A 21,417-nucleotide genomic window follows, 5' to 3' on the forward strand; every position below is an offset into this window, starting at 1 on the left:
AGCATGACGTTCATTCCCAAGTCTCTACCGGCCGGTATTGTACAAAAGCACGGCCTGCTTAACGTTGTTCTGCGACTTGCCCCCGATAGCCAGCGGCACAATGGCCAGCGGAATGGCCGCATACATCAGCGGCGACACCGAGAAGCCGTTGCTGCCGCCCAAGCTCGAGAGTACGCCCGCCAGTAGCAGGCCGCCCGCGCCCACGTAGCTAAGCGTTGTGAAAGTTTGGTAGCGGCGGGCACTGGCCAGCAGTTGCTGGGCACCGGCGTTGTCGGTGGTAGCCAGCTGCAGGTTGCGGATGCTCAGGTCCTCAATCGGGCCGTTGTCTTTGCTGAAATACTCGTTGCGCACCGTGCGGTAACCGCCAAAACCACCTAAGCCGCCGTAAGGGTTGTACCCGTAAGGGCTGTAGCCGCCGGGGCCGATGCCGTTGTTGCTGTACTGCTGTTGCGTGATGGAATACAGGCTGATGCGGCCCACCCGGTCGCGGCGCAGAGTGCTTTCGCGCTTGCTACGGCCGGGCAGGGTGGTGCGCACGTAAAACCCGCTCTGGTCTTCGTAGTAGCGCACATCGTTCAGGTCGAGCTTCTGCTGACCATCAACCAGCAGAAAAGTGCGCCCGAACACCGGACTGCGAACTTCCACGTCGTAGCCGCGCAGCACCTGTCCCGATTTCAGCCCTACGCTATAGCTGGTGGTGTTGGCGGGCGGCAGCGGAGCCTGGCGTGGGTCGGGGGCCGGCGCAATGGGGGCCGGGGCCAGTACTGGCGGGGCTGCGGGGCGGGTGGTATCGGGTGGGGTAGGAGCGGGTGTTGTGTTCAACTCGCGGGGCGTTTGCTGGGCCAGCGCAGGTTGTACAAAGGCGCTTAGCGCCAACAAAGGGAGAAATCGAAGCAGCATAAGAGCAAATAACGTAGAAAGCCCGAAAATACGGATAGTGCCTCGTACTATCCTCCCAACAGAGCCACCTGTCAAGCATCGGCCCTGCAGGCAGCTACCTGCTATATTCATGCCGGGTTGCCCGCTGTGCGGAGCCCGTTGCGTGGCTTGGGCGGCCCCGACGGGCGGTGTGCCTATCTTTGGCCCCGCCCGGCGCGTTCTGCCGGCTGCTTTGCCTGCTTATGTTTGCTTCCGACGCCATTACTTCGCCCCAAAACCCGCGCATCAAAAACCTGCTGCGACTCCAGCAAAAATCAGCTGAGCGCCGCAGTCAGGGCCTCACCATCATCGAGGGGCTGCGCGAGCTGACCATTGCCCGGGCCAATGGCGTGCAGGTGCCCACCGTGTTTGTGTGCGCCGAACTGGCCGGCCCGGCTCACGAAGCCGAACTACAGGCCCTGTTTGCCGGCTCCGATACCGAGTGGGTGTCCGTGTCGAAGGCTGTGTTTGGGAAAGTGGCCTACCGCGAAGGCTCCGACGGAGTGCTGGCCCTGGCCCGCCCGCCCCACCACACCCTCGAAAGCCTCGTGCTGCCCCAAAACCCACTGCTGCTGGTACTCGAAGCCGTAGAAAAACCCGGCAACCTGGGGGCCATCCTGCGCACCGCCGACGCCGCCCGGGCCACGGCCGTCATCGTCTGCGACCCGCGCACCGACCTGTTCAACCCCAACGCCATCCGCAGCAGCATCGGCTGCTCGTTCACGGTTCCCACCGTGGCCACTTCGCGCCCCGAGCTGCTGGCCTGGTGCGCCGCCCACGGTATCCATACCTACGCCGCTGCCCTCACCGAGCGGGCCGTGCCTTACACCACCTGCGACTTCCGGGGCCCCACGGCCCTGGTGATGGGCACCGAAGCCGATGGACTCACCCCCGAGCTCATGCAGGCCTGCGACCAAACCATCATCATCCCGATGCAGGGCTACATCGATTCGCTCAACGTGAGCACCGCCACGGCCATTCTCACGTTTGAAGCCGTGCGCCAGCGGATGTAGTCGCCCACGGCTGGATGTGCCGCCCGCCAAATCATCCGGCCGTGGGCGACCATAATGTTGTAAGCGACTTAGGCACCAGTAGTACCTCTCCGATATTTCACGCCCAATGAGAGCCTTGTGGCCCAACACGGCGTTTGGTGCCGTCAGCTAGGCCGCTGGCGTGTTTTCGGCTTCCTATCTTTTCACTCAAGAAAATATGACCGTCGAACACCGCAATTTCCTCGTGCATGGCCACGTGCAGGGTGTATTCTTCCGCCAAAGCACCCAGCAGCAGGCCCGCCGCCTGGGCCTCACCGGCTACGCCCGCAACAACCCCGACGGCACCGTCAGCATTGAGGCCGAAGGTCCGGCTGAGGCGCTGGACGCGCTGGAATGCTGGTGCCGACAGGGTGGTGCGCCTGCCGCCCGCGTGGACAAGGTGGAGGTAACAGCCGGTGAGGTCCAGGGCTACGCGCAGTTTCAGGTGCGCCATTAGCCAGCCCGGGTTACACGCGCTGCAGGCTCTGTACGGTCACATCGAGCGGCTCGGCGGCGTAGAGCAGGGGCGGGCCCACCGGTGTAGGGAAGCCGTGGCTTTCGAGCAGCGTCGAGTTCCACTCCTGCAACGTGGCCTCGTGTAGCTGCCAGGGTTCGTGCCAGAGCTGCCCGCGCCACAGATGCGGCCCGTGGTGGCCGGCTCGCACATCAGGGCCGGCCGTGTACAACTGGTAGCGTTCCGTAAGAAAATGGGCCAACGTACCCGGCCGGGCTACGGGCAGGGCCGCTCCCGGTGTCCAGGTGGCGGCGAAAGTGGCGGCGGCGGCTCCCCGGTGCGTGCGCTCGGCGACGGCCCGTAGCTGGCCGTTGGTTTTACTGAGGGTCATGCGGGCGTGCAGGTAGGGCAGGTGGAACAGTGTGCGGGCCGCCCATACCCCCAGCGGCTGGGTGGCATCGAGCGAAATGAACCACACGCCCGGGACCCCGTCGAGGCGGGCATAGGTGCGCACGTTCAACTCGTGCAACGCACTCAGGCCCGGCACCGCCGGTAACCCCAACGGGCGGATGTGGCTCATCGTGAAGGGCACCACGCCCAGCCAGGCTTGACCCTCGAATAAATCCAGCTCCAGCCGGTCCGGCAGGTAAGGCCGCAGAATTTCGGGCGCCACCGGCCAATGCGCAAACAGCAGGTTGCTCCAGCGCTGCCGCATCAGCGGCAGGCGGCGGTTGCGAGGAGATACGGAAGTAAATGCCATGGATAACAGGGGTACAGGCCCGTTGGCCGTTGCGGGACCGGGGTACTACAACAAGTAAACTGCCCGGTTTGCCCGCCCGTCGAACAACAACTGGCATATGGCGTAGATTGGATCTTACCGCAGCTGGAGAAGATAGTTGGCCCCGTTGCCGCTAAAGTGGGATATTGCGGCAATGAACAAAGCGTTACTCACTACTCTGCTCCGCCGCGCGGGCCTGATGCACGCCGCCGACCGGCTCCGCTACGGGCTGCTGCGCTACCGCAACCGCCGGCCCAACCAGGCGTTCCGCGCCGCCCACCCGGCCGTGGCCCTGCCGCCGGATTACCTGATGTACGAGTCGTTTCAGCTCAACTACCGCAAATACTATGCGGGTGGCCGGGAAACCGCCGAGTGGGTGCGCGACCATCTGGCCCGGTACCTCGACCTGCAGAATCAGCACATCCTCGACTGGGGCTGCGGCCCGGCCCGGGTTATCCGCCATTTGCCCGCGGTAGTAGGCCAGGGCTGCCGCTATACCGGCACCGACTACAATGCCCGCTCCATCGAGTGGTGCCGCCAGCAGCTGCCCGGCATCGAGTTTCTGCTCAACGGCCTCAACCCGCCCTTGCAAGCTGCGGCGGCCACGTTTGATGCGGTGTACGGCATTTCCATCTTCACCCACCTTTCTGCTGCCGGCCACCAGCGTTGGTACGACGAGCTGCTGCGCGTAACCCGCTCCGGCGGGGTGCTGCTGTTCACCACCCACGGCGCGGCCTTCCGTGCCATCCTCACCGAGCCCGAGCGCGCTATCTTCGATGCAGACCAACTCGTGATTCGCAGCAACGTGGACGAAGGGCATCGGGTGTTTGCCGCTTTCCAGCCTCCGGCGTATTTGCAGGCACTATTCGGGCAGCAGTGCGAAATCCTGGAGCATATTCCGGGCGAGCGGCAGGGCGACGCCGCCAGCCAGGACGTGTGGCTGCTGCGCAAGCGGTAACCTAGCGCATGGGGCAGCCGGTAAGCACAACGCTGGCTTATCGTGGCGGCGGGTTTACCACTGGTGCAGCTTGAAACCCAGCAGCTGCGCCTTTGCCGCCAAGTCTTCGGCCTGCTCCTGCGCTACTACGCTCAGCGGATACGAGTCGCCATCGAGGTCGAACATCACCAAGGCTAATTCGAGTGGCTCCAGTGTATCCTGCACAAGGTCCAACTGCTCCGGACCAAGTTCTTCTTCGGCCCCTACATGCTGCGCTTCCAGCACTAGTGCACGCTCTTGCTGGCTCAGCACATGGTTTAGGTTATCGATTATTTCACCGGCAGTTTCTTTCCAATCGCACTCGACCGCCAAATCCTCGGCCAGCAGCGCATCAATCAGGGCAATGTCGCGCAGCTCTTGAGATGCTATTTCGCTCTCAATACCGCGTTCGGCCAGTTCCTCCGCAAACTGCCCCGCATAGCCCGCTGCATCGGTCAGCACCAAGTCCAGCCGGGCTGCCAGCCGTTGGGTTGCCGCTTTGTCGCCCAGGGTAAATATGTTTATAAAAGGCAGGAGTTCAGGATGCATGTTGGTGGGTAGAGGTAGTTGAAAAGCCAGCTGTTATGCTTAAAAGTATGTAAGTTCAGGCAGACACAAAAAGGGGGTGCAGCCATCGGCTGCACCCCCTTTTTTAAGTAGCTGACTAGCAATTAGTCGACTTTCTTGGCGAAGCGGAGGCGCTCGTTCTCGTCGAGCAGGATTTTACGCATCCGGATCGACTTGGGCGTTACCTCCAAGTACTCATCCTTCTGGATGTATTCCATAGCTTCTTCCAGCGAGAACTGACGCTTCGGAACAATCTTGGCGTTGTCATCGGTACCCGACGCACGCATGTTCGTGAGCTTTTTGCCCTTCTGAATGTTGATGGTCAAATCGTTCGGGCGGGTGTGCTCGCCGATAACCTGGCCGGCGTACACTTCTTCTCCCGGATCAACGAAGAACTCACCACGGTCCTGCATCTTATCGATGGTGTAGGCCGTGCCCATACCAGTGTCCATCGAAATCAGCGAACCAGCGATACGGCCCGGAATCACGCCCTTATGCGGCTCGTAGGCCGAGAAGCGGTGGTTCATGATGGCCTCACCAGCGGTAGCCGTCAATACGTTGTTACGCAGACCGATCAGGCCACGGGCCGGGATGTTGAACTCCAGGTGCTGCAGGTCGCCCTTAGGCTCCATGATGGTCAGCTCACCCTTACGCATCGTTACCAGTTCGATTACCTTGCCGGCCGTCGTCTCGGGTACGTCAACTACCAAGTGCTCAATTGGCTCCAAACGGTTGCCTTTCTCGTCTTCCTGGAACAATACCTGAGGCTGACCTACCTGCAGCTCGAAACCTTCGCGACGCATCGTTTCGATGAGTACTGACAAGTGAAGAATACCGCGGCCGTACACCAGGAAGCTGTCCTCACGGTCGGTTTCCTTCACGCGCAGGGCCAGGTTTTTCTCGGTTTCTTTGAACAGACGGTCGCGCAGGTGGCGCGAGGTCACAAACTTGCCTTCCTTACCAAAGAAGGGCGAGTTGTTGATGGTGAACAGCATGTTCATCGTTGGCTCGTCGATGCTGATAACCGACAGGCCCTCGGGGTTTTCGGCGTCGGCCAGCGTATCGCCGATGTCGAAGCCTTCGATGCCCGTTACGGCGCAGATTTCGCCCGAGCTAACTTCCGAAACCTTGGTGCGGCCCAAGCCTTCGAACACCTGCAGCTCTTTGATTTTAACTTTCTTGATCGTGCCGTCACGCTTCACGAGGCTCATGTTGGCGCCTTCCTTCAGCGTACCGCGGTGTACGCGGCCGATGCCGATGCGGCCCACGAACGACGAGTAGTCGAGCGAGGTAATCTGCATCTGGGGCGTGCCCTCCAGGGTAGGAGCGGGCGGAATGGAAGCCACAACGGCGTCGAGCAGCGGGATGATGCTGTCGGTTTTTTCTTTCCAGTCGGTGCTCATCCAGCCCTGCTTCGAAGAGCCGTACAGCGTCACGAAGTCCAGCTGGTCTTCGCTTGCGCCGAGGTTGAACATGAGGTCGAAAACCTGCTCGTGCACCTCATCGGGCCGGCAGTTTTCCTTGTCTACTTTATTGACAACCACGATGGGCTTCAGGCCCAGGTCGATGGCTTTGCCCAGCACGAAGCGGGTCTGGGGCATGGCACCTTCGAAAGCATCGACGAGTAGCAGTACGCCGTCGGCCATCTTCAGTACGCGCTCCACCTCGCCGCCGAAGTCGGCGTGACCAGGGGTGTCGATGATGTTGATCTTAACGTCTTTGTACCGAACCGATACGTTTTTCGAGACGATAGTAATGCCCCGCTCACGCTCCAGGTCGTTGTTATCGAGAATGAGGTCGTCGAACTGCTGGTGTTCGTCGAACAACTTTGAGGCGTGGATAATCTTGTCCACGAGCGTCGTCTTGCCGTGGTCAACGTGGGCGATGATGGCGATATTCCGAATGTTCTGCATACAGGGGTTTTTGCGGGTGCAAATGTACGAAACAATGAGCGTAAATTCAGCCGGCCCGCTAATCGAGCGGAAGCGAGAAAAATAAGCCGGCGCTGGCGGTCAACCCATTGAGCCGCTGCTAGTCGCATGAATAGGCCTTCAGGCAGCTTCAGGCCCGAACCGAACCGTACGCGGCCTGCGTATGTTGTGCAAGTGTCGGCTATCATCGCCGATTTACCTCCACAGAAAAAAAATCTTCCCCATGCGTTTCTCTTTGCTAGTGCTGCTGCTTTCGGCCGCCACTTTCAACACTGCCTGCTCGCAGGCCACCTCCCGCGACAGTAAGATGGATGCCGCCGATTCGGCCCGTCCAACCACGGCCGCAGCACCCGCGGGTAAGGAGTACCCAAAGCCTCAGCCCGCCACAGGCAAGCCCGGCGAATTCCCGGTTCAGAAAACGGATGCCGAGTGGAAAAAGCAGCTCACGGCTGAGCAATATTTTATCCTGCGCGAGCATGGCACCGAGAAGCCTTTTGCCAATCCGTTCTGGGACAACCATGAAAAGGGCAACTACTATTGTGCCGCCGACGGTAACCTGCTGTTCTCGTCGGAAACCAAGTTTGAGTCGGGTACCGGCTGGCCTAGTTTCTGGGCTCCCGCGGCCAACAGCAGCCTGAAAATAGTTGTTGATAACAGCTACGGAATGAGCCGCGACGGGCTGATGTGCGCCAAGTGTGGCGGCCACCTGGGCCACGTCTTCAACGACGGCCCCAAGCCTACCGGACTGCGCTACTGCATGGATTCGTACGGCATGACGTTCAAGAAAGCCGAGTAGGTTCCGGGCTTCGCTGAGATATAAAGCTATCAGTCCAACCAAATCAAGCAGGCTGGGTTGATATTATCACATGGGTTTACACACCCATTCCAGCTTGGTTTTCCGCCTTGTTCGGAGTGAAAGCCGCTTTTTGCCCATTTCCAAATCATCAGTTACATGTCTGTCCAAGTTCAAACCGATCCAATTTCTGACCTGCAAGCTGCGCTGGCCCCGGCCCGGGCACAGCTGGTAGCCCATGGTGTGTATCAGTCGCTGCATTCGCTGGCCGATCTGCGTACGTTTATGGAGCACCACGTTTTTGCCGTCTGGGACTTTATGTCGCTGTTGAAGGCGCTGCAGCGGGAGCTGACCTGTGTGGAGCTGCCCTGGGTGCCGCGTGGCAACCCCGCTACGCGCCGCCTCATCAACGACATCGTGCTGGAAGAGGAAACCGACCTCGACCCCGAAGGCCGTCCTACCAGCCACTTTGAATTGTATCTGCGGGCCATGCGCGAGTGCGGTGCCGATACCAAGCCAGTAGAGCGGCTGCTGGCTGCCCTGGCTGGCGGCGCGCCGGTGGCCGAGGCACTGGCCGCGGCTGAGGCGCCGGCTTCAGTGCGTGAGTTCGTACTCGGTACTTTCCGCCTGATTGAGGCGGGACAGCCGCACGCGGTGGCCGCCGCCTTTACGTTTGGGCGCGAAGATGTGATACCTGATATGTTTCGCCACCTCGTACACGATTTGCGCCAGCGTTTCCCCGGCCAGCTCGACACGTTCACCTACTACCTCGACCGCCATATTCAGCTTGATGAGGAAGTGCATACACCCCTTGCCCAGCAGATGGTGCGCGACTTATGCAACGATTCGCCCCAACGGTGGGCCGAGGCCGAGGCAACGGCCGTGAGCTGCATGAGTGCCCGGGTGGCCCTGTGGGACGGAATCCGGGCCGCACTGTAAAAAGGTTCTCGTCAAACCAACTTCACCTCCGTACAGTCGTTAGAAAAGGAGCCGCCCCATTCCGGGCCGGCTCCTTTTTCCTGCACTCATGCATACTGCCGTTGTGTTTCGCCTTCTACTGCCAGCTGCCCTGCTACTCGCCGGGTGTACCACTTCGCAGGAAACAGTGAGCGAGGAAGCCAGTGTGCGGCGCGTGCCGAGCCGAATCGTGACCGATGCTGACCGGCAGGCCGCCTACAACAGCAACGCCGGCTACAGTGGGGCCACACCCGATGCCACGCCCGGCCGGGTTAGGCTAGGCGAGCAGGCCAGCGGCATCAACTCGCAGAAAAATCCTGAGACTCTCAACACCGATATCAACAACACGGCTACGCCCGAAACGCGCCTGCGTCGGGTGAAAGGAGCCCCGGCCGACACACTGCGCCTTCCGTAAGCGTCACCAGTTGATTGCAGAATGCCCAACGGCTCGCTACAATGCAGTAGCGAGCCGTTGGGCATTCTGCAATCAACTGGTGACGCTTACGAACCCGTTTCAGTTGTTGAGTCAGTAGCAGGACTTGCCGCTGCTGGCTTGCGGGCGGCACGCGAGCGGCTTGCTGTAGTGCCCGAGGCCTTAGAAGCCGCTGGTTTAGTAGCCGATTTGGCCTCCGGTTTGTTGGCAGCTGTGCTGGTAGTGCGGCGGCGCGTGGTGGTTGGGGCTGCCTTGGCAGGCGTTTCAGTAGCAGGCGCTGCGGCTGAGTCGGTAAGGGCCGAGATGCTGTTGGAAGCGGCGGATGTTCCCGTTTCCTGGCCGCGTACTATTGTGTGCAGCGCCTGCTCGAAAAGGTGTTCCACATCGGTGTCAAGGCGACGAGTGGCATCTTTCACCACCTCCTGCAGCTTGGCTTTAGTATCCTTCCGAATACGCTTTACTACTTCGTTGATGCGGCCGTCCAACTCTTTCTGCAGCTGCTTAGCGGCTTCCTTGAGCGCCTTTTTCTGGCTGCCTTTTTTGCTCGCCTGCTGAGCGCTTAAGCTTTTCGAAGCCGACTTATTTTCTTTCGCCGGTGCTTTAGCGGCTTTGGCTTGCGCCTTTTCAGCGGAGTCATCCGACGCTTTAGGCGCCTTAACAGCTTTGGGTGTTTTGCCTTTTTTGGCCGACTTCTCTTTTTTCGGCTTCTCTTTTTTAGCTGACTTTTCTTTGGAGGACTTGCTCATGACTGGATCGGAAAATGTTGAAAAAGAAAGGAATAAGTATAGATACGGCCCGTTGCCCCGCCGGTTTGCCTAACCGCATTTCTTATTGCCAATGCCCGCCGACGCATGCCTCGTGCTGGGGCGCTGGCCGCCATGGTTCCTGGTTTTACTCGTTCCTTTGCACTCCCGCGGCCGGCCGGCCGCTTTTTTAGTTGATTTCCTGCTCCCGAATATGTCTGCTCTGCCCCAACGCTATACTGTAACCGCCGCGCTGCCCTATGCCAACGGCCCCGTCCACATCGGCCACCTGGCCGGCGTGTACCTGCCCGCCGACATCTACACGCGCTACCTGCGCGCCCAGGGCCGCGACGTGAAGTTCATCTGCGGCTCCGATGAGCACGGCGTGCCCATCACCATCCGGGCTCAGAAGGAAGGCACAACCCCGCAGCAGGTCGTGGATAAGTATCACGCACTCATCGGCGACTCATTTCGCGACTTTGGCGTATCGTTCGATATCTACTCGCGCACTTCCTCGAAAGTCCACGCCGAAACGGCCAGCAACTTTTTCCGCAAGCTGCATGCCGAGGGCAAGTTCATCGAGCAGGTTTCCGAGCAGTACTATGATGAGCAGGCCGACCAGTTTCTGGCCGACCGCTATATCGTGGGCACCTGCCCCAACTGCGGCAACGACAACGCCTACGGCGACCAGTGCGAGAAGTGCGGGACCTCGCTGAGCCCTACCGAGCTCATCAACCCGCGCTCCATGCTGAGCGGTAACCAGCCGGTGTTGCGCGAAACCAAGCACTGGTACTTGCCCCTGGATCAGTACGAGCCTTGGCTGCGCGAGTGGATTGTGGAAGGCCACAAGCACGACTGGAAAGCCAACGTGTACGGCCAGTGCAAAAGCTGGATTGACCAGGGCCTGCTGCCCCGCGCCGTGACGCGCGACCTCGACTGGGGCGTGCCCGTGCCGGTGCCCGGCGGCGAGGGCAAGGTGCTCTACGTGTGGTTCGATGCGCCCATCGGCTACATTTCGGCTACCAAAGAACTGCTGCCCGATACCTGGGAAACCTACTGGAAAGATGCCGGCACGAAGCTCGTGCACTTCATCGGTAAGGACAACATCGTGTTCCACTGCATCATCTTCCCCACGATGCTCAAGGCCCACGGCGACTATATCCTGCCCGATAATGTGCCCGCTAACGAGTTCCTGAACTTAGAAGGCGACAAAATCAGCACCAGCCGCAACTGGGCTGTGTGGCTGCACGAGTACCTGCAGGATTTCCCCGGCCAGGCCGATGTGCTACGCTACGTGCTCTGCGCCAATGCCCCCGAAAACAAGGACAACGACTTCACCTGGAAAGACTTTCAGGCCCGTAACAACAACGAGCTGGTGGCCAACCTGGGCAACTTTGTGAATCGGGCCGTGGTGCTCACCCACAAGTTCTTCGGTGGCCAGGTACCGGCCAGCGCCGGCTTCACGACCGAAGATAAGGAAGTGCTGCGCCAAATGAGCGAGTTCCCGGCCCGCATTGGCGAGCTGCTGGAAAACTACCGCTTCCGCGACGCCCTGAACGAGCTGATGAACCTCTCGCGCCTTGGCAACAAGTACCTGGCCGACCAGGAGCCCTGGAAGCTCATCAAAACCGACGAAGCCCGCACCGGCACCGTGCTGCACGTTTCGCTGCAACTGACGGCCGCCTTCGTCACGCTGCTCGAACCCTTCCTGCCCGAAGCCGCCGCCCGCCTGGGCCGCATGCTGAACACCGAGAAAGGCTCTTGGACAGCAGCCGGACGCCCCAATGCGCTGGCCACCGGCCACCAGCTGGCCGAAGCCGCCCTGTTATTCACCAAAATCGAAGATGCCACCGTGGAAGCTCAGGTCCAGAAGCTGCTCGACACGAAGAAAGCCAACGAGCTGGCCGCCGCCGTTTCGGCCCCCGCCAAGGACGATATTAGCTTCGAGCAGTTCCAGACGATGGACTTACGCATCGGCACCATTGTAGCCGCCGAGAAGGTCGCCAAAACTAAAAAGCTGCTCAAGCTGAGCGTGGACTTAGGTTTCGACGAGCCCCGCACCATTGTATCGGGCATTGCCGAGCACTTCCTGCCCGAAGCGTTGGTGGGCCAGCAGGTGCAAGTGCTGCTCAACCTCGCCCCCCGCGAAATCAAGGGCATCCAGAGCCAGGGCATGCTGCTAATGGCCGAAAACGCCGATGGCGTGCTCAGCCTCATGCAGCCCAGCAGCGCCGTACGGCCGGGTAGCCTGGTGGCGTAAAGCTCCTTTTTTGCTGGTGGAATCTATCGTTGAGCTTCTGGTTGACCTCATGTTTTCTTATCCCGGTGCCGGTATCCGGTGGCTTTGGCACAGAGGCAAAGTTCCCTACAAAAAGCTGTTGGAGGACGACATTGACTACAACAGCTTTTATGTGATTTTGCTGATTGCCGCTCTATTAGCCATTGGCAGCAGTGTCTTATGAAAAGAAAAAGGCCCTTCCTATATCAAATAGGAAGAGCCTTTTTTTCTATCCTTCCTTCACATTAACCACGTTCATGGCGCGCTCCACGCCCTGCATCCCGAAGGCCAGCACAGCCTCGCCGGCCTTCTCCAACCGTCCCTCCAAATCAATCCTCTCGTCTTCCGAAAATGGGCTGAGTACGTAATCCACTTGGCGGCCGCGGCCGAAGCTGGAGTCGATGCCGAAGCGCAGGCGGGCGTATTCGTCGGTGCCCAGCGTTTCCTGGATGTGCTTGAGGCCGTTCTGGCCCCCAGCCGAGCCCTTGGCCTTCAACCGCAGCTTGCCGAAGGGTAGGGCCAAGTCGTCGGTGACCACCAGCAGCTGCGCCTTTTCGAGCTTGAGGGCGCTGAGCCAGTGGGCGGCGGCCTTGCCGCTCAGGTTCATGTAGGTGGTGGGCTTCACGAGCACGAACCGGCGGCCCTTGTGCTTGAACTCAGTGCTGAACGCGTGGCGGCCCAGTTGCCAAGGCGCGGCCTCGTGCTTGCGGGCCAGCCAGTCAGCCACCATAAAGCCCACGTTATGTCGCGTGTCGGCGTATTCGGGCCCGATATTGCCCAGACATAAAATCAAAAAGACCACAGATTAGCTCGGATTTTAACGGATTACACGGATTTTTTAGTTGGCTGCGGCCGGGAATCCGTGGTAAGTTCCCGGTGCAAAAGTAGGCGTAGTTGCGCAATGCCGGCCGCATAACCGAAAACCAAAAGAGCCACCCCGTTGTCAGGGTGGCTCTTTTGGTTTTCATTAGATAGCTCGGTTTCAGTGGATGGTCCACAAAACATGTGGAATCCGTTGAATCTGGGCCAACCCGATGTCTTTATTTGTCGGCGTTCAGCGTGCCTTTGAGAGCACGTGGGATGGCCACGGTAGCAATAGGAGCCTGGGGGCTGCTGAGGATGGTATAGCCTTTGGCTTCCACGGCACTCACTTTGATAGACTTGCCCAGAGCCAACTCCGAAATGTTCACTTCTACCGAATCAGGCAGGTTTTCAGGCGAGGCCTTTACCTTGATTTTGCGCAGCTTGCTTACCAGCTTGCCACCGGCCAGTACGCCCGGCGATACGCCAACATACTTCACGGGAACCTCCATTTTCACTTCTTTGCCTTCCTGCAGCTCCAGGAAGTCAACGTGCAGCAGCATTTCGTTCACGGGGTGGAACTGCGAATCCTGCACGATGGCGCGGTACATGGTGCCCTCAATGTTGAGGTCGACGATGTGTACCTCGGGGGTGTACAGCAGCTCGCGGAACAGAATGGCAGGAACGGAGAAGTGAACCTGCTCGGCGCCGCCGTATAGTACGCATGGTACGTACGAATCGAGGCGGACCGCTTTGGCGTCCTTCTTACCGAGATTCGCTCTTTTAAACCCTACAATCTCGAGGCTTTTCATAAAAGTGTGCTTTGGAGGAAAATCCGCTCACCCACAGCAGGCAAACGGGCCGCAAAGATAGGCGGATTGTTTGGCAATAGCTGAGCAAAAGCCAAAAAAGGGTGTCATGCTCAGCATGACACCCTTTTGCCAGTTGATTTCTTTCCTCAATTTAAATAAACAACGAGCTGATGGACTCGTGGGTAACTACGTTGCGGATGGCTTGGGCAAACAGCGGAGCCAGCGTGATAACCCGAATTTTAGCGTTTTCCTGCTGCAGCGGAATCGTGTCGGTAATGACCAACTCCTCGAGCATCGAGGTACGGATTCGTTCGTGCGCCGGACCCGAAAGCACGCCGTGCGTAATCACCGCCCGCACCGATTTGGCCCCGCGCTCCATAAGCAGCTCGGCGGCTTTGCAGATGGTGCCGGCCGTGTCCACAATGTCGTCCACGAGCACCACGTTCATGCCCGTTACGTCGCCGATTACCTGCATCGAGGCAATTTCGTTAGCCCGCAGACGCATCTTGTCGCAGACCACAATTTCGGCCCCGAACTTCTTGGCGAAGGCCCGGGTACGCACCACGCCGCCCACGTCGGGCGAAGCGAAAATCAAATCATCGAGGCCCAGCGACTGAATGTAGGGCGCTATTACGGTGGCGCCGTCGAGGTGGTCGACGGGAATATCGAAGAAGCCCTGAATCTGGCCGGCGTGCAAGTCGCAGGTCATCAGGCGGTCGGTGCCCACGCTCTGCACGAAATCGGCCACTACTTTAGCGCCGATGCTCACGCGCGGCTTGTCCTTACGGTCCTGGCGGGCGTAGCCGTAGTAGGGCATCACCACGGTTACCGAGGCAGCCGAGGCGCGCTTGGCGGCGTCTACCATCAGCATGAGCTCCATCAGGTTTTCGGCCGGCGGGTTGGTGCTCTGAATCAGGAACACGGCGCAACCCCGGATGCTCTCGTTGAAGCTGGGCCCGAGTTCGGTATCGGCGAAACGCTGGATGCTCAGGTCGCCGAGCGGCTGACCGAACGCTTCGGCAATTTTCTGGCCTAGCTCGTGGGAGGCGTTACCGGCGAAAATCTTGACTTGCTGAGCCATGAGAAAGAGGTGTTAAAAGGGTAAGGGGTGGAAATGAAAAATTCTCCCGCCGGCTGACGGTTCAGCGCGAGGGGAGAATTGGGCAAGCGTGGAAATGCAGCCAAATGAAGCGGCCGGGGGTACTGGATTTTCGTCAGGAACGAAGCGCCGCGCTACGCTGCCTGGCTCAACGGGGCCGTCGGCAGCTTCGGCATTTAACCATTTGCGATAGCTGTGATTTAAAGCGCGAAAGGCGCCGACTCTTCCGGGGGAGGAAGAATCAGCGCCTTTCGCGTTGGCTGTGTCAGTTGTCCGACCAGGGCTCGAACCTGGACTTTCTTGAATCAAAATCAAGCGTGTTGCCAGTTACACCATCGGACAATTTCCGGGCGGCTTTCCGGGTAAGCGGTGCCGTTTGGTTGTGCAAATGTACAGAGGCTTTTATTGAAGGCAAATTTCCAATGAAAAAAATTTACCCGAATCTAGGAAGGAGTGGGCAGTGAGGGAGCTTTCAGGACTGAAAATCAGGGTTTCAGACGCTGAAAAAAAAGTTGACCAAAGCCCGTAGCCGCTGGCTTTGGCAATGCCACGATTAAGCCGTAGTTTTGCGGCCTGAATCGTTGCACCCAATCCCAACCTATACATAGCAATGGCGAATACCGGCAAAATCACCCAGGTTATCGGTCCCGTCGTGGACGTGAGCTTCGCGGGTGAAAACTCCAAGCTTCCCAATATTCTCGACGCTCTCGAAGTAACCAAAGGCAACGGTCAGACGATCGTGCTGGAGGTGCAGCAGCACCTAGGCGAAGACCGGGTTCGTACCATCGCCATGGACTCGACCGAGGGTCTGACCCGTGGTGCCGGCGTACGCGACTTGGGCGCGCCCATCTCCATGCCTACGGGCGAAGGTGTAAAGGGCCGTCTGTTCAACGTAATTGGCGAGGCTATCGATGGCATTCCGCAGCCCAAGAGCGACGGCGCGCTGTCCATTCACCGTTCGGCCCCGGCCTTTGAAGAGCTGGCGACGTCGTCGGAAGTGTTCTTCACCGGCATCAAAGTAATCGACTTGCTGGCTCCTTATGTGAAGGGCGGTAAAATTGGTCTGTTCGGCGGTGCCGGCGTAGGCAAAACCGTACTCATCCAGGAGCTCATCAACAACGTAGCCAAGGCCTACGAAGGCCTGTCGGTGTTTGCCGGCGTAGGTGAGCGTACCCGTGAGGGCAACGACTTGTTGCGTGAATTCATCGAAGCCAACATCATCCGCTACGGCGAGGCGTTCAAGCACTCGATGGAAGAAGGCGGCTGGGACCTGAGCAAGGTGGACATGGCTGAGATGGAGAAGTCGCAGGCCACGCTGGTGTTCGGCCAGATGAACGAGCCCCCCGGAGCCCGTGCTCGCGTAGCCCTCTCGGGTCTCACCATTGCCGAAAGCTTCCGCGATGGCGACGGCACCGGTGCCGGCCGCGACATCCTGTTCTTCATCGACAACATCTTCCGCTTCACGCAGGCCGGCTCCGAGGTTTCGGCACTGCTGGGCCGTATGCCATCAGCCGTAGGTTATCAGCCCACGCTGGCCACCGAGATGGGTGCCATGCAGGAGCGGATTACCTCCACCAAGCGCGGTTCCATTACGTCGGTGCAGGCCGTATATGTGCCCGCCGATGACTTGACTGACCCGGCTCCGGCTAACACTTTTGCCCACTTGGATGCCACGACGGTACTAAGCCGCAAAATTGCCGAGCTGGGTATCTACCCGGCCGTTGACCCACTCGACTCCACTTCGCGCATCCTGTCGGCCGACATCTTGGGCGACGAGCACTACAACACCGCCCAGCGCGTGAAAGAGTTGCTTCAGCGCTACAAGGAACTCCAAGACATTATTGCCATTCTGGGCATGGATGAGCTGAGCGAAGAGGACAAGCAGGTAGTAAACCGCGCCCGTCGGGTGCAGCGTTTCCTGTCGCAGCCCTTCTTCGTGGCTGAGCAGTTCACCGGCCTTAAAGGGGTGCTGGTTGATATCAAGGACACCATCAGAGGCTTCAACGAAATCATCGACGGCAAGCACGACCACCTCCCCGAGGCGTCGTTCAACCTTGTTGGCAACATCGAGGATGCCGTAGCCAAAGGCGAGCGTCTGATTGCCGAAGCCAAGTAATTTTGAGTTGTTAGCTGATGGCCATTAGCTGTTAGCTGCCTATTGCTGACTTCGGTCATCAGCTAACAGCCAACAGCCAACAGCTCAGAAACTATGTATCTGGAAATCATCACGCCCGACCGCAAGGTGTTCGAAGGCGAAGTTAACTCGGCCCGGTTTCCGGGAGCCGATGGCCTTTTCGAAGTTCTCAATGGCCACGCCCCGCTTATTTCGGCGCTGAAAGCCGGTGAAATCGTCATCAACGGCGGTGCCAGTCGCTTCCAGGTAGAAGGCGGCGTAGTAGAAGTGTTGCGCAACAACGTTATCGTGCTGGCCGAGGGCGCTTCGGCGTAACCTTCGGTTTCAGCTTACATTGAAAAGCCTTTCCTTTGCAGGAAAGGCTTTTCTGCTTTTTCAGCCCGAGTTAACGATTCATGGAAATCCACCCCAAAATCACCCCGATTTATCAGACTTCGGTTTTTAAGTTTGAGGACCTCAACGAACTGGAGCTGTATTTCGGGGAGCCGGGCAGCCGCTACCTGTACTCGCGCAACGGCAACCCCAACTCCGACGAGCTGGCGGCGGCCGTAACGCAGCTGGAAGGTGGTGCCGGAGCGGTGGCTACCGGATCGGGCATGGCGGCGATTTTTGCGGCCATTATGGCCTGTTGCGAGGCTGGCGACCATGTGCTGTGCGCGGCTGATATCTACGGCGGCTCATCGGCGCTGTTGAGCCAGGAGCTAAGCCGGCTGGGCATTACAGTTAGCTACGTGCCCTTTGCCGACCTGACAACCAACCTGGCCGCCCACGCGCAGCCCCGCACCCGGCTGTTGCTCTGCGAAACTATTAGCAACCCACTGCTGCGCGTCGTCGACCTGCGGGCCGCGGCAGATGCTGCCCACGCGCTGGGCGTGAAGCTGGTGGTGGATAATACGTTCGCCTCGCCTGTACTTACCCGGCCATTGGAGTATGGGGCCGATATGGTGATGCACAGCGTAACGAAATACCTGGCCGGGCACTCCGACGTGACGGCTGGCGCGGTAGTAGCTCGCACACCCGAATACGCCGCCCGGCTCCGGCAAGTCGGGACGCTGTTTGGGCTAACGCTAAGCCCCATGGAAAGCTGGCTGGCCGTACGGGGCCTTAAAACCCTGCGCCTGCGCATAGAAGCGCACTCCCGCAACGCGCAGGCCGTAGCCGAGCTGCTGGCAGGCCACCCGGCGGTAGGGGAGGTATTTTATCCGGGCCTGCCGGGGCATCCGCAGCACAAGCTGGCTGCCGGCCAGGGCGGCGGCCGCTTTGGGGGTATGGTTTCGTTCCGGCTGGCCGACGATACGACGGAGGCCGTGAGCCGCTTCATGCGGGCCTGCCAGCGGTTCCCGTTCGCGCCTTCGCTGGCGGGCGTCGACTCTTCGCTTTCGTACCCGGCCGGCACCTCACATCGGGCCCTTGCTGAGGAAGAACGGCAGCAGTTGGGCATTACGGCCGGGCTGGTACGCTTAAGCGTGGGTATCGAGTCGGTTGAGGAGTTGCTGGCCGATTTGCAGCAGGCTCTGGCCGCACTTTAAGCGGCTGCATCAGTAAGTGCGGGCTACAGAAAGAGGCAGGTGAGCGTACCCATCTGCCTTTTTTTTTGCTATTGACAGCCAGCGTAAACACTGTCGTGCAGTGGCTTTTCTCTCTTGAATCGAATCCCAATCTTCTATTAGTCAACCTTCCCTTCGATGCATTCACACTTCAAGGGGAAAGTTGTAGATTAAAATAGTATTAAAACTGCTTTTGACGATAGCATTGCTTTGATCTTGGGTTTGTGCATCATACTTTTAACTGTTCTATCTCATTTCCCAATCCCCATGAACCAGTTAAAAAAGAGCCTGTTGATTCTGTTTGTCTGCCTGTTTAGCGCCGTTGCGGCTCTGGCTAATAATCCCGATGCCGTAGTGGGCGTGTGGAAAAACGGGGAGGGCACGGGTATGATTCAGATTTACAAAAGCGGCGATAAGTATTTTGGTCGGCTGGTGTGGCTCAAAGTGCCCAACAATCCCGATGGTACCCCCCGCACTGACGTAAATAACCCCGATGAAGCGGCCCGGAAAAAGCCCCTGAAAGGCCTTGTGAACATGCGCAGCTTCACTTATGCCGGCGACAATAAGTGGGAAAGCGGTAATATCTACGACCCCAAAAACGGCAGCGACTACTCCTGCGAGATGACGCTCGTGGACCCCAATACGCTGGAAGTACGCGGCTTCATCGGCGTATCACTTTTCGGCCGTACCGATGTTTGGAAGCGGCAGGTTAAGAAGTAAGAATATGCCAAATCTTACCCTCCGCTGCTTTTTGGGTTCCCTGCTGGCCCTAAGCTCCTTGCTGGCCGCTCCCTCTGCCGGTGCCCAAGATCTGCCCTCCGCCCCCGACTCGCTGGGTGTGGATGATTTCGGTAGCTTCGGCAACGCCGATGCTACCGAAAACCGCCCCTACGCCAGCCAGAAAGTGCTGTCGCAAAGCCCCACCAAGCTTATCTCCGTAGGCTACGAATATCAACTCCCGTTTGATATAACCTCAGTTGGTCCACATACGGTTGGGGTAGGTGAATTGGAAAAAAGAACTGAGCAGGTTGACCGGTTTGCCGGGCTGCGGCTGGGCTTCAATGCACCGGTTATCTCCAATTCCAGCCTTATTCTGAACCTGGGGCTGACCTACTGGAATACTGGAGTAGGTATTGCCAACGCCAACCGGACCCCGCTGTTTCGGGCAATGGAAGACGGTTTGCGCTCCACGGGTTTCAATGCCACGGTGTTCAAGCCCCTGAACGACGTCCGCTATCTGCTTATTCAGGGTAATGTCGACCTGAACGGTACCTACCGCAACTTCGACGACGTTAGCAGCAAGGCGCTTACCTACAGCGGAACGGCTATATACGGCTGGAAGCGCTCAGAAGCCTTTATGTGGGGCCTGGGGCTTACGCGCACCTACCGGGCCGGACAACTGCTGCACATTCCGGTGGTGTACTATTACCGCACCTTTAACCCCAAGTGGGGAGTGGAGGCCATATTTCCAGCTCGCGTGAACCTGCGCCGTAATTTTGGGGCTAACTCCCTGCTCACAATCGGCTACGAAATCGAAGGCAACGCCTACTACCTGGGGATGGTGAATGGCCAGGATGCCTACCTGCGCCGGGGCGAGCTAAAGCCACGCCTGACGTATGAGCGGCAACTGGCGGGCTTTGTCTGGCTCTCGGCCCAGGCCGGCTACCGCTATAACTACCGCTTCAACGTCTTCAACGATCAGAACCCCACTGGCGACAACAACCCACTCTACGACAACTCCCTGGGTAACCCGCTGTACTTCAACTTGAGCATCAACTTAGTTAGCCCCTGATGGTATTACACCGCTACGCAGTCCTCAGCTAACAACACAAATTCCGCATGTGAAGCTGAGTTGAAGCCACGCCTGCTGCAACAGGCGTGGCTTTTTTATGCGCTGATTAATGAGGGGAACCATATGCCCCTGTGACATGATATATACTACCAGTATGAGGTTTTGTACTCTAAGAACTAGCTATGGAACCTTATGTGCTACCTGCTGGCGGGTTGTGCTGATTTCAGGTAGGCCACAGCGTTTTGATGATATCAGCTATACGGCGCAGGTCGGTTTCTGTCAGGGCCGAGCCAGAGGGCAGGCAGAGGCCGCGGGTAAATAAGTCGGTACAAACCGCGCCGCCGTACATCGGCACGCTGGCAAAAAGCGGCTGCAGATGCAGAGGCTTCCAGAGCGGGCGACTTTCGATGTTGCGGGTTTCAAGTTGCAGACGCAGCTGTTCTGGTGTAACGCTGGTCTCGGCCGGGTCGAGGAGCAGGCAGCTGAGCCAGCGGTTGGAGCGGCCCGTGGCGGGCTCGGTGGGACCAAAGGATAGGCCAGGTAAGTCCTCAAGTTTTTCCTGGTACCAGGCGTAAATTTCGCGGCGCTTCTTCACTCGGTCATCCAACAGGCCCATCTGGCCCCGACCAATGCCGGCCAGCAGGTTGCTGAGGCGGTAGTTGTAGCCTAGCTCCGAGTGTTGGTAGTAGGGCGCATCGTCGCGGGCCTGGGTGGCCCAGGCGCGGGCTTTGGCAGCCCAGGCCGCATTGTTGGTTGTCAGCATGCCGCCGCCGCTGGTGGTCAGGATTTTGTTGCCGTTGAAGGAGAATACGCCCACGGCCCCAAACGAGCCCAGGGGTTTGCCCTCGTAGGTAGCGCCCAGCGCTTCGGCCGCATCTTCGAGCACCGGCACGCCAAACTCTTCGGCCAGCACCATGATTTCGCGCAGCTTGCAGGGCATGCCGTACAGATGCACCACAATAAGGGCGCGGGGTAGGCGGTTCTGGCGTTGGCGGTCTTCCAGCGCCTCCCGCAGCCGCTCAGGACACATATTCCAGGTTTCGGTTTCGCTGTCGATAAACACCGGCGTGGCTCCGAGGTAGGTAATGGGGTTGGCCGTAGCCACGAACGTAAACGAGGGACACAGCACCTCATCGCCCGGCCCTACGCCCAGCAGCCGCAGCCCCAGATGAATGGCGGCCGTACCCGAGTTGAGAGCCAACGCGTGCGCTACGCCGGTAAACGCGCATACGTCCTGCTCAAACCCATCAAGGTTGGGGCCGACCGGGGCCACCCAATTGTCCTCGATGGCCTTGTGCAGGTAATTGAGCTCGTGGCGGCCGAGGTGGGGAGGAGAGAGGTATAGTCGGTCGTGATCCTGGCTGTTCATAGGT

The 21,417-nt window shown here is 59.0% G+C and carries 21 protein-coding genes and 1 tRNA gene; 12 read left to right on the top strand and 10 right to left on the bottom strand.

The annotated features are described in order from the left end of the window. Window positions 1-24 precede the first annotated feature (24 nt). Window positions 25-900, bottom strand: a complete 876-nt coding sequence (locus HW556_RS07180; protein ID WP_176899343.1) for a hypothetical protein — start codon at window positions 898-900, stop codon at window positions 25-27. A gap of 221 nt (window positions 901-1,121) precedes the next feature. On the opposite strand from HW556_RS07180, the gene HW556_RS07185 reads away from it, so the two are divergent. Then, on the top strand, window positions 1,122-1,931 hold the full coding sequence (locus HW556_RS07185) for a TrmH family RNA methyltransferase (protein ID WP_176899344.1): 810 nt from the start codon (window positions 1,122-1,124) through the stop codon (window positions 1,929-1,931). A 196-nt stretch (window positions 1,932-2,127) separates the two neighbouring features. Then, window positions 2,128-2,406, top strand: a complete 279-nt coding sequence (locus HW556_RS07190; protein WP_176899345.1) for an acylphosphatase — start codon at window positions 2,128-2,130, stop codon at window positions 2,404-2,406. 10 nt (window positions 2,407-2,416) lie between these two features. Here HW556_RS07190 and HW556_RS07195 read toward each other — a convergent pair whose 3' ends face one another. Further along, a complete protein-coding gene (locus HW556_RS07195) occupies window positions 2,417-3,163 on the bottom strand; it encodes a YqjF family protein (protein ID WP_176899346.1) in 747 nt (248 codons plus the stop codon). A 172-nt stretch (window positions 3,164-3,335) separates the two neighbouring features. On the opposite strand from HW556_RS07195, the gene HW556_RS07200 reads away from it, so the two are divergent. Then, a complete protein-coding gene (locus HW556_RS07200) occupies window positions 3,336-4,139 on the top strand; it encodes a class I SAM-dependent methyltransferase (RefSeq protein ID WP_176899347.1) in 804 nt (267 codons plus the stop codon). A 54-nt stretch (window positions 4,140-4,193) separates the two neighbouring features. Here the strand turns inward: HW556_RS07200 and HW556_RS07205 are convergent, their stop codons facing one another. Together HW556_RS07205 and typA are read right to left on the bottom strand one after the other, a co-directional pair. Continuing rightward, complete coding sequence (locus HW556_RS07205; RefSeq protein WP_176899348.1) at window positions 4,194-4,706, bottom strand: DUF6630 family protein; 513 nt, start codon at window positions 4,704-4,706, stop codon at window positions 4,194-4,196. 122 nt (window positions 4,707-4,828) lie between these two features. Continuing rightward, complete coding sequence (gene typA, locus HW556_RS07210; protein WP_176899349.1) at window positions 4,829-6,637, bottom strand: translational GTPase TypA; 1,809 nt, start codon at window positions 6,635-6,637, stop codon at window positions 4,829-4,831. 241 nt (window positions 6,638-6,878) lie between these two features. Here typA and msrB point away from each other — a divergent pair, with 241 nt between their 5' ends. The 3 genes from msrB (at window position 6,879) to HW556_RS07225 (ending at window position 8,820) form a co-directional block, all read left to right on the top strand. Then, window positions 6,879-7,451 (top strand): peptide-methionine (R)-S-oxide reductase MsrB, encoded by a 573-nt coding sequence (gene msrB / locus HW556_RS07215; protein WP_218136879.1) that lies wholly within the window; start codon window positions 6,879-6,881, stop codon window positions 7,449-7,451. A gap of 156 nt (window positions 7,452-7,607) precedes the next feature. Next, on the top strand, window positions 7,608-8,387 hold the full coding sequence (locus tag HW556_RS07220; RefSeq protein ID WP_176899350.1) for a DUF3050 domain-containing protein: 780 nt from the start codon (window positions 7,608-7,610) through the stop codon (window positions 8,385-8,387). A gap of 88 nt (window positions 8,388-8,475) precedes the next feature. Beyond that, window positions 8,476-8,820 carry a hypothetical protein gene (locus HW556_RS07225; protein WP_176899351.1) on the top strand — a complete coding sequence of 115 codons (345 nt, stop codon included), beginning with the start codon at window positions 8,476-8,478 and terminating at the stop codon, window positions 8,818-8,820. Window positions 8,821-8,906: 86 nt separating this feature from the next. On the opposite strand, the gene HW556_RS07230 is transcribed toward HW556_RS07225, so the two are convergent. Further along, a complete protein-coding gene (locus HW556_RS07230) occupies window positions 8,907-9,584 on the bottom strand; it encodes a hypothetical protein (protein ID WP_176899352.1) in 678 nt (225 codons plus the stop codon). A gap of 211 nt (window positions 9,585-9,795) precedes the next feature. Here HW556_RS07230 and metG point away from each other — a divergent pair, with 211 nt between their 5' ends. After that, window positions 9,796-11,841 carry a methionine--tRNA ligase gene (gene metG, locus HW556_RS07235; RefSeq protein WP_176899353.1) on the top strand — a complete coding sequence of 682 codons (2,046 nt, stop codon included), beginning with the start codon at window positions 9,796-9,798 and terminating at the stop codon, window positions 11,839-11,841. Window positions 11,842-12,088: 247 nt separating this feature from the next. Here metG and pth read toward each other — a convergent pair whose 3' ends face one another. From pth to HW556_RS07255, 4 genes are all read right to left on the bottom strand, one after another. Beyond that, entirely contained in the window at window positions 12,089-12,661 is a 573-nt protein-coding gene (gene pth / locus HW556_RS07240; protein ID WP_176899354.1) for an aminoacyl-tRNA hydrolase, read from the bottom strand. Between the two features lie 238 nt (window positions 12,662-12,899). Further along, window positions 12,900-13,472, bottom strand: coding sequence for a 50S ribosomal protein L25/general stress protein Ctc (locus tag HW556_RS07245; RefSeq protein ID WP_176899355.1), 573 nt, complete (start codon window positions 13,470-13,472; stop codon window positions 12,900-12,902). Between the two features lie 151 nt (window positions 13,473-13,623). After that, window positions 13,624-14,553, bottom strand: a complete 930-nt coding sequence (locus HW556_RS07250; protein WP_176899356.1) for a ribose-phosphate pyrophosphokinase — start codon at window positions 14,551-14,553, stop codon at window positions 13,624-13,626. Between the two features lie 287 nt (window positions 14,554-14,840). Then, window positions 14,841-14,913: transfer RNA gene (locus tag HW556_RS07255), tRNA-Gln, on the bottom strand. Window positions 14,914-15,181: 268 nt separating this feature from the next. Here HW556_RS07255 and atpD point away from each other — a divergent pair. The 5 genes from atpD (at window position 15,182) to HW556_RS07280 (ending at window position 20,044) form a co-directional block, all read left to right on the top strand. Then, window positions 15,182-16,687 carry a F0F1 ATP synthase subunit beta gene (gene atpD / locus HW556_RS07260; protein ID WP_176899357.1) on the top strand — a complete coding sequence of 502 codons (1,506 nt, stop codon included), beginning with the start codon at window positions 15,182-15,184 and terminating at the stop codon, window positions 16,685-16,687. A gap of 93 nt (window positions 16,688-16,780) precedes the next feature. Continuing rightward, the gene (gene atpC, locus HW556_RS07265) at window positions 16,781-17,020 is read left to right on the top strand and encodes an ATP synthase F1 subunit epsilon (RefSeq protein ID WP_176899358.1); all 240 of its coding nucleotides are present in this window, start codon (window positions 16,781-16,783) and stop codon (window positions 17,018-17,020) included. 80 nt (window positions 17,021-17,100) lie between these two features. Continuing rightward, a complete protein-coding gene (locus HW556_RS07270; RefSeq protein WP_176899359.1) occupies window positions 17,101-18,234 on the top strand; it encodes a trans-sulfuration enzyme family protein in 1,134 nt (377 codons plus the stop codon). Between the two features lie 285 nt (window positions 18,235-18,519). Then, on the top strand, window positions 18,520-18,972 hold the full coding sequence (locus HW556_RS07275) for a DUF2147 domain-containing protein (RefSeq protein ID WP_176899360.1): 453 nt from the start codon (window positions 18,520-18,522) through the stop codon (window positions 18,970-18,972). Between the two features lie 31 nt (window positions 18,973-19,003). Further along, a complete protein-coding gene (locus HW556_RS07280; RefSeq protein WP_246289556.1) occupies window positions 19,004-20,044 on the top strand; it encodes a DUF6268 family outer membrane beta-barrel protein in 1,041 nt (346 codons plus the stop codon). A gap of 223 nt (window positions 20,045-20,267) precedes the next feature. Here HW556_RS07280 and HW556_RS07285 read toward each other — a convergent pair whose 3' ends face one another. Beyond that, on the bottom strand, window positions 20,268-21,413 hold the full coding sequence (locus HW556_RS07285) for a DegT/DnrJ/EryC1/StrS family aminotransferase (protein ID WP_176899362.1): 1,146 nt from the start codon (window positions 21,411-21,413) through the stop codon (window positions 20,268-20,270). Window positions 21,414-21,417 lie beyond the last annotated feature (4 nt).

The organism is Hymenobacter terrestris (assembly GCF_013377905.1).
Lineage (GTDB): Bacteria > Bacteroidota > Bacteroidia > Cytophagales > Hymenobacteraceae > Hymenobacter > Hymenobacter terrestris.